The organism is Moorena sp. SIO4E2 (genome assembly GCF_010671945.1).
In the GTDB taxonomy this organism is placed as follows: Bacteria; Cyanobacteriota; Cyanobacteriia; order Cyanobacteriales; family Coleofasciculaceae; genus Moorena; species Moorena producens.
This window is the reverse complement of record NZ_JAAHIE010000336.1, coordinates 1,138-8,250: the sequence shown is the minus strand read 5'-3', so window position 1 is coordinate 8,250 and position 7,113 is coordinate 1,138. Positions and strand designations below refer to the sequence as shown.

The following is a 7,113-nucleotide window of genomic DNA, read 5'->3' as shown; positions in this document are numbered from 1 at the left end:
GAGCATTAGGGGAAATAGCAATCCGTGTAGGAATTGAGATAATTTTGATGCCATATTCCCTACTCCCTGTTCCGGTGATCCGCTGTTCCCTTTGCTAAAGTGTTAGGTTTTCCTATTTAATCCCTAGGGCTATCCGGTCTAATGCTTAATAGCAATTAAAAGTAATTAAAACTAATAGTAGAGGATTTTCCAGTTTCTAGGACCAAAACCCAAAATCTTTATCAGATATTTAAATAAATCTCTGATCTTTATCGAATATTTATTTTTACCGAGTGATCAACGGCCTAATTTTTCCCTTGCCTGCTGACGCAGATTCTTAGCATTGGGGTGATTCGGCTGGATTTGAAGTGCTTTTTCCATCGAATCGATCGCTTGATCGTATTCACGTTTGGCCCATAAGGCTGCCCCTTTATTACTCCAAGCATCCGCAGAATTAGGATTGAGTTTAATTGCCCGATTATATGCTTCTATGGCCTCCCTGTAGCGACCGAGTTTATGGAGGGCTACTCCTCGGTTAATCCAGGCGTCAGCAAAATCGGGCTTGATTGCGATCGCTTTCTCGTATAAAGTTAGCGCTAGAGTTATGGCGGTTGGGGTATTTTGGGATTCGATAGCTGCACCTTTACTCCACAATGCTTCGGGGTAGTCAGGTTTAAGGGCAAGGGCTTGATCGCAGGCAGCCAGTCCTTCTTGAGTACGGCCCAAGGAATTCAAGCTATAGCAACGACCCCAATGAGCTTCTGCTAAATTTGAGTCCTTTGCGTTCGCGTAGCGTGGCCATAGGCCAATCGCTTTTTCGTAAGTCATCAGTGCTTGCTGGTACTTTCCTGCTTGCCGCAAGCTATCCCCTTGGCTGTTTAATTCTGTTGCAGTTGGTTGTGTTTCCTTTGGTTGTGTTTCCGGGTCGGATGCCGATTTTGCAGCTGATTCGGTATCCGATTCGGGAATAGTTTTTTGGACTGAGCTGGTAGTAGTAATTTCAGGGGTGTTGCTAACTACGGCTGGAGTTGCAGGTTTTGACTCAGAGGTGGTGGTCGAGGTTTCCGCAACGGTATCGCTAATGTTGTCAGTTTGAGTGACAGGTTTGGGAACTAGAAAAGTCTTAGTACCGATCACAGCAATACTGATACCCATCCCTGCTAACACAGTAATCATCAACCAAGGCTTCATTAACCATCTTGGGATGATCTCTGATCTGGCCTGGGTTTGTGCTGATGTTGCTGAAACAGAAACAGTCTCTTCCGGAACTGTAGCAGACATAGCTATTGTTGGTGCAGCAGTTAGCCTCTGAACTGCTGCCAACGCTTCTACTGCGGTCGGATAGCGGTCACGGAAATCATAGCGCACCATACAGTCCAGGATATCCGCTAATTCTGAGTTAACTTGGATGTTAACTTGGACGCGATCGCGCCAGTTGATTTCCCCTGTTTCGGAGTTTTCTTTCAGGAACTTGGGATGAATTCCGGTTAATGCCTGGATACCTACCATACCCACCGCATAGATATCGCTGCTAAAACGGGGATTGCCACCGAACTGTTCTTTGGGGGTGTAGCCATGACTGCCAATAGCAATGGTTTTGGTTTGCCCGGTTTCGGGATCGATAATCTGGGTGCTAGCTTGCTTAACTGCCCCAAAATCAATCATGACAACTCTACCATCCTTGCGGCGGCGGATTAGGTTTGGGGGTTTGATATCACGATGGATCACACGTTGCTCATGGACAAATACTAGGACTTGTAGAATGTCTTGCAACAGAGCAATAACTCGATTTGATTCCCAAGGCTGACTGATTTCTTGGTTGAGGGGTTGTCCATCAATAAATTCTTGCGCCAGATAAAACTCGTGATTTTCCTCAAAGTGCGCCAGCAACTGGGGAATCTGATCGTGGTTACCCAGCTGGTAGAGGACTTGGGCTTCTCGCTCAAATAGGCGTTTGGAAATTTCCAAACACTCAGGATCCGTCACCTGGGGTTTTAGCTGTTTAATCACACATTGGGGAGTTCCTGGCAAGTGCAAGTCCTGTGCCAGAAACGTTTGACCAAAGCCACCTGCTCCCAGCTTGCTGATGATTTTGTAGCGACCGCCTAAGGGGTTTGCGGAATTTATCGGTTGATTGTTCATGGTTGAGGTTTGATTCTACTCGCTATCCCAGAAGTCGCTACAGGTTTACAGGTTCAATAAGCCGGAGTTTAATTTTAATTTTAAGCAATCAGCTATCAGCTATCAGCTATCAGCTAATGCGCTACGGGGAAAGTCCCAGCGTCGAAGCCTGTGCCACGCTACTAGATCGGTGCTTTTGAATAAAATAAGCTGACGACTGACCGCTGACGGCTGAATGCTGACGTTTAGTTCATTTATTAATTTTAACCGTATACACCCAGTCTTTGTATTTTGGTTCCCGATTTTCGGTAATTGCTGCTAGGGTATCCTTGAGCTTTTCAGTTATTGGTCTGTTTGGAGATAAGTGATAGTTTTCGATTCGTTTAACTGGAGTGATCTTTGCCGCTGTTCCACTCAGAAATACTTCATCGGCAATAAATAGTTCTGATTTATCCACTGGTCGTTGTCTAGTTGGCAAGCCCATGTCTTTAGCAAGGGTTAGAATACTATCCCGAGTAATTCCTTCCAGGATATCCTGGTCGAATCCAGGGGTAATCAACTGCCCATTTCTGACCAGAAAGATATTCATCCCAGAAGCTTCCGATACTTTTCCCTCAGAATTCATCATAATGGCTTCATCAAAGCCAGACTCTACTGCTTCGCTTTTCGCCAAGGAAGAGGTAATATAAGCTCCACTAATTTTACCTCTCAAGGGTAAACTTTGGTCTTGTTGTCGATACCATGAACTAATCCGACAGCTAACTCCCTCAGGAGATAAATAATCTCCTAATTCTAATCCATAAACAAAAAAGTCTTTTTCAATATTATGCAGTCTCGGGGAAATTCCTAAATCTGAGGTATAGACAAAAGGGCGGATATAAAACGATGTAGTTGGTTTATTTTGTTTGATAAACTCAACGATAATAGTCTCGATTTTATCAGGAGGTAAATTGTAGTGTAATAACCGGGCACTATTACTTAGGCGTTGGCAATGGCGGTCTAACCGAAACAGTAAACATTGCTGTGGGTTTTCTGGGTCAGGGAGACAGCGTAATCCGCCAAAAGCTCCCGTGCCGTAGTGCAAGGCATGGGTAGCAATGGAAATTTTGGCGTCAGCGAAAGGGACAAACTTGTTCTGAAAGTAAGCAATGGGCAAAAAATCAGGCATAGTTAAAATCAGTGCTTCAAGATTAATTTATCTCAGTTTAACGAGATGCTGACAGCATGGTCTCAATGGGGTTTAGCCTTCTTGTCACCCCGTCAGGAGGAACTGGCTCCTCCCCACGACCTACCCAAAACCCTACACCGGACACCCTATCTAATTTTCACCCTTGTTATCATCCCCTGAGCATCGGTGGGTATGGTTGACAAAAACTTTTTCATGTGCTAAGCAAAACTCAGCACTCACCACTGACCTACTCAGCACTGATAGGTGCATCTCACTTTTGTTGTTTGACCCGATGGTGCGTTACGGGCAGCAACCTAACCCGGGCGTTGAGGCTGAAAATTAGGGCGAGCTCCCCTAACGCACCCTACAGAACATTTTCAAAGATGAGATGCACCCGCACTGATCCACGATGTTCCAGTTACAAGGAGTGAAATCTTGGCTGAACCGATTTATATTCAATTGACCTGGGAAGACCCAGAAACGGGCGAGTTAAAGAAACCTGTTCTGAGACCGCCAATTGCTGTTGGTCGAGAAAATGACCATTTGCCAGAACACTTAGCAGGTCAATCTGTGTCTCATCTGGTACTTCTTGACAAGGAAATTTCCCGGTATCACGCCCTGATCACAGTGGCTAATACCCAACTCTATATTACTGACCGCAGCGCCAACGGTACGTTTATTAACGGGCGGAAGATTCGCTCTGGTATTCAACCTTTCTCAAGCAAGGACACCCTGCGGATTGGTCCGTACAAAATTACAGCGACCTTGAAACGGGAAAATGATCTCAACGCCACTGCACAGAACTTTGACCAGACGAGTCTATTAGGTGAGAAAAGTGTCACCAACTCTCTGCCCAAGAATAAACCTGTGGTTTGGTTGATTGGCTTAGTGGTACTGTTAATAATGGGAGTCGGCACTTGGTTCGTGGTCAGCGGTCTGCTGGAGGGGTTAAAACCGGGAATGCAAGATGAGAAAAACGATTCCTCTACAAATTTAGAACGGGTAGTCCACAACAGTTAGTTACCTCAACTAGTTACCTCAACTTTAGCCATGAGATTCAATAGTTATGGAAAATGAGAGCTAAATAGAACGTAACCTATGGAATCTCTTCTAAATGTTCGATTTTCCATTAACCCTTTCCCAAGAGCTAGGCTTCGGCGTTGCTTGGGATTGGTGTTGCTAGGTGTACTTACCCTACTGCTCACCCTATTACCAGCCTCTACCTTAGCACAGGAATTCTTGGCAAATGGTAAGGAGAAAGCTCCTGTGGTGGTGGATGGTATTGAGTTGTTTCAAGTGGGCAACGCTGGCAACTTTAGCGCTACTGAGCGAGCCGAGCTGATCAATCAGCGGTTAGCAAAGGAGGTGAAATCTCTACAAAAACCTGAATATGTGGACATTGAATATGTCGGGCAAAACGAGGGGATTCTTCGTACCAAGTTTACCGAGCGCATTATAGTCACGATTACCAAGGCAGATCAAATTCCTGATACTGATCCTCTTGAGCAAGCCGAGAAATGGGAGAAGCTGATTGAAAGGGCAATCCGGCAGGGCAAACAACAGCGCATGCCAGATTATAGTCGTCAGGCAGTAAGGTTTACAAGCATAGTGCTGGTGTTGTTAATCCTGTTGTACTTGCTGTTACGCTTGTTCAGGCAATTTGCCTTGCGGAAACTGACCTCCTGGCTAGGGAATCCCGCTTCTCCTTTTTTCCCTTGGCACGACCCAGCCAAATTATTTCTCGGGGCAGCCCTGTTAGGTTTACAGGTTATCCTGTGGACTACAGTTATCTTAACTATTAGTGATCTATTTCCCCAAGTTCGCAGTTGGCGTTATGAACTGTTAAACTTCCTCAAGTCTCCTGTAATTGGTCCGGGAGAAAGCAAATATTCTGCGATCCAAGTGCTGCTGTTGGTGGTATTAACCGTTGTGCTATGGTTTGGGGTTAGTGCCCTCACCAGGCTATTCAGGCATTACATCTTGGGTAAAACTGGCGCTGATTCAGGGGTGCAAGACGTGATTGCTCTCCTGACCCAGTATGTCCTGACGTTTTTGGGCATGATTATCATACTCCAAAGTTCTGGGTTGGATTTGAGTTCCCTAACCATTTTTGCTAGTGTCTTAGGGGTGGGGATTGGCTTTGGTGTGCAAAATATTGCTAACAACTTTATCAGTGGCTTAATTATCACCCTAGAGCGACCGATTCAACTGGGGGATTTTATTAAGGTAAACGATTTGGTGGGAACTGTGCAGCGAATTGGTTCCCGCAGTACAGAAATTTGCACCTTGGATAAAGTGACAATAATTGTGCCCAATGCCCGCTTTTTAGAAACTGAGGTAATTAACTGGAGTCACGGTAACCCGATTTCCCGGCTCAAGATTCCAGTAGGAGTGGCTTATGGCTCTGATGTGGAGCAGGTCAAGAAGGCACTCTTGGCAGCTGCCAAGAGTCACCCGGAAGTGTTACTGAGGCCCTATCCCCAAGTTTGGTTTCAGGAATTTGGTGAGAGTTCCCTCAAGTTTGAGCTGTTGGTCTGGACTGGAGACCCCAAGCGACAGCCTAAAATCAAGAGTGACCTCAACTACCGGATTGAGAAAAGTCTGCGTCGCTATGATATCCATATACCATTTCCTCAACGGGACCTCCATGTGCGATCGCCTCAGTTAGAGAAATTGCTCATGGCTTGGCTGGGGGAGCGTCAGCCAAAACCGCCAGAAAACCAACTCTATATTCCTAATGGGTATCAGTCTGAGCCGCCCACCCAGGATTCCTTAGTTTCAGGTTTCCTAGAGCCGATGGATGAGGTAGATCTAGACTCTTACCCTACCGCTCCTTTGCAAGAGGATATGGTAACACTGGACATTGAAACCTTGGTCGAGGAAATGCGTCAACCAGGAGGGTTGGAAATTAAAGACCGTCGCTATCGTCTCAATAGCTATGGATGCTGTTTTGTGGGGTCAGAAGCCGTAGATTGGTTGGTAAAACGGTGTAATTCTACTCGGGAAGACGCAGTGACTGTTGGACAGATACTGATTAATCGAGGTATTATTCATCATGTTGCAGATGATCATCCTTTCCGAGATGATTATTTGTTTTACCGTTTTTATCTAGATGAGAATTAAGGTCAGCTATCAGCTATCAGCTATCAGCTTTCAGCTATCAGCTATCAGCTTTCAGCTATCAGCTTTCAGCATTCAGCTATCAGCTTTCAGCTTTCAGTTATCAGCATTCAGCGATTAGCGCTTTCAGCTATCAGCTATCAGCTATCAGCATTCAGCTATCAGCATTCAGCGATTAGCGCTACGCGCACGCTACTTGAGGTGCTATTAGCTATCAGCGATTAGCGCTACGCGCACGCTACTTGAGGTGCTATTAGCTTTTAACTTACAGGCAAAGGCCAACGGCTGACCACTGACCACTGACCACTGACCACTGACCACTGAAGGCTGACCGCTGAAGGCTGACCGCTGACCGCTGACTGCTGACCGCTGACCGCTGAATACTTAAATTAATTTCAATAACATACTAAAGAATCGCGAGTATCAACACCAGTTATCAGCATTCAGCGATTAGCGCTTTCAGCTATCAGCTATCAGCTATCAGCTATCAGCTATCAGCATTCAGCGATTAGCGCTACGCGCACGCTACTTGAGGTGCTATTAGCTATCAGCGATTAGCGCTACGCGCACGCTACTTGAGGTGCTATTAGCTTTTAACTTACAGGCAAAGGCCAACGGCTGACCACTGACCACTGACCACTGACCACTGACCACTGAAGGCTGACCGCTGAAGGCTGACCGCTGACCGCTGACTGCTGACCGCTGACCGCTGAATACTTAAATTA

At 45.9% G+C, this 7,113-nt stretch carries 6 protein-coding genes; 4 read left to right on the top strand and 2 right to left on the bottom strand.

All coding sequences use genetic code 11. The features are described from left to right. Window positions 1–276: 276 nt before the first annotated feature. A complete protein-coding gene (locus F6K37_RS26215; protein WP_008179495.1) occupies window positions 277–2,121 on the bottom strand; it encodes a tetratricopeptide repeat protein in 1,845 nt (614 codons plus the stop codon). 2 nt (window positions 2,122–2,123) lie between these two features. Between F6K37_RS26215 and F6K37_RS26210 the strand changes: the two genes are divergently transcribed. Then, window positions 2,124–2,300 carry a hypothetical protein gene (locus F6K37_RS26210; protein WP_287253241.1) on the top strand — a complete coding sequence of 59 codons (177 nt, stop codon included), beginning with the start codon at window positions 2,124–2,126 and terminating at the stop codon, window positions 2,298–2,300. Window positions 2,301–2,350: 50 nt separating this feature from the next. On the opposite strand, the gene F6K37_RS26205 is transcribed toward F6K37_RS26210, so the two are convergent. Further along, a complete protein-coding gene (locus F6K37_RS26205) occupies window positions 2,351–3,268 on the bottom strand; it encodes a branched-chain amino acid transaminase (RefSeq protein WP_008179497.1) in 918 nt (305 codons plus the stop codon). 435 nt (window positions 3,269–3,703) lie between these two features. Here F6K37_RS26205 and F6K37_RS26200 point away from each other — a divergent pair, with 435 nt between their 5' ends. From F6K37_RS26200 to F6K37_RS26190, 3 genes are all read left to right on the top strand, one after another. Further along, on the top strand, window positions 3,704–4,288 hold the full coding sequence (locus F6K37_RS26200; protein WP_008179504.1) for an FHA domain-containing protein: 585 nt from the start codon (window positions 3,704–3,706) through the stop codon (window positions 4,286–4,288). 78 nt (window positions 4,289–4,366) lie between these two features. Further along, window positions 4,367–6,391 (top strand): mechanosensitive ion channel domain-containing protein, encoded by a 2,025-nt coding sequence (locus F6K37_RS26195; RefSeq protein ID WP_287253237.1) that lies wholly within the window; start codon window positions 4,367–4,369, stop codon window positions 6,389–6,391. Continuing rightward, entirely contained in the window at window positions 6,381–6,509 is a 129-nt protein-coding gene (locus F6K37_RS26190) for a hypothetical protein (RefSeq protein ID WP_287253235.1), read from the top strand. Before F6K37_RS26195 ends, F6K37_RS26190 begins: the two co-directional genes overlap by 11 nt. Window positions 6,510–7,113: the final 604 nt, after the last annotated feature.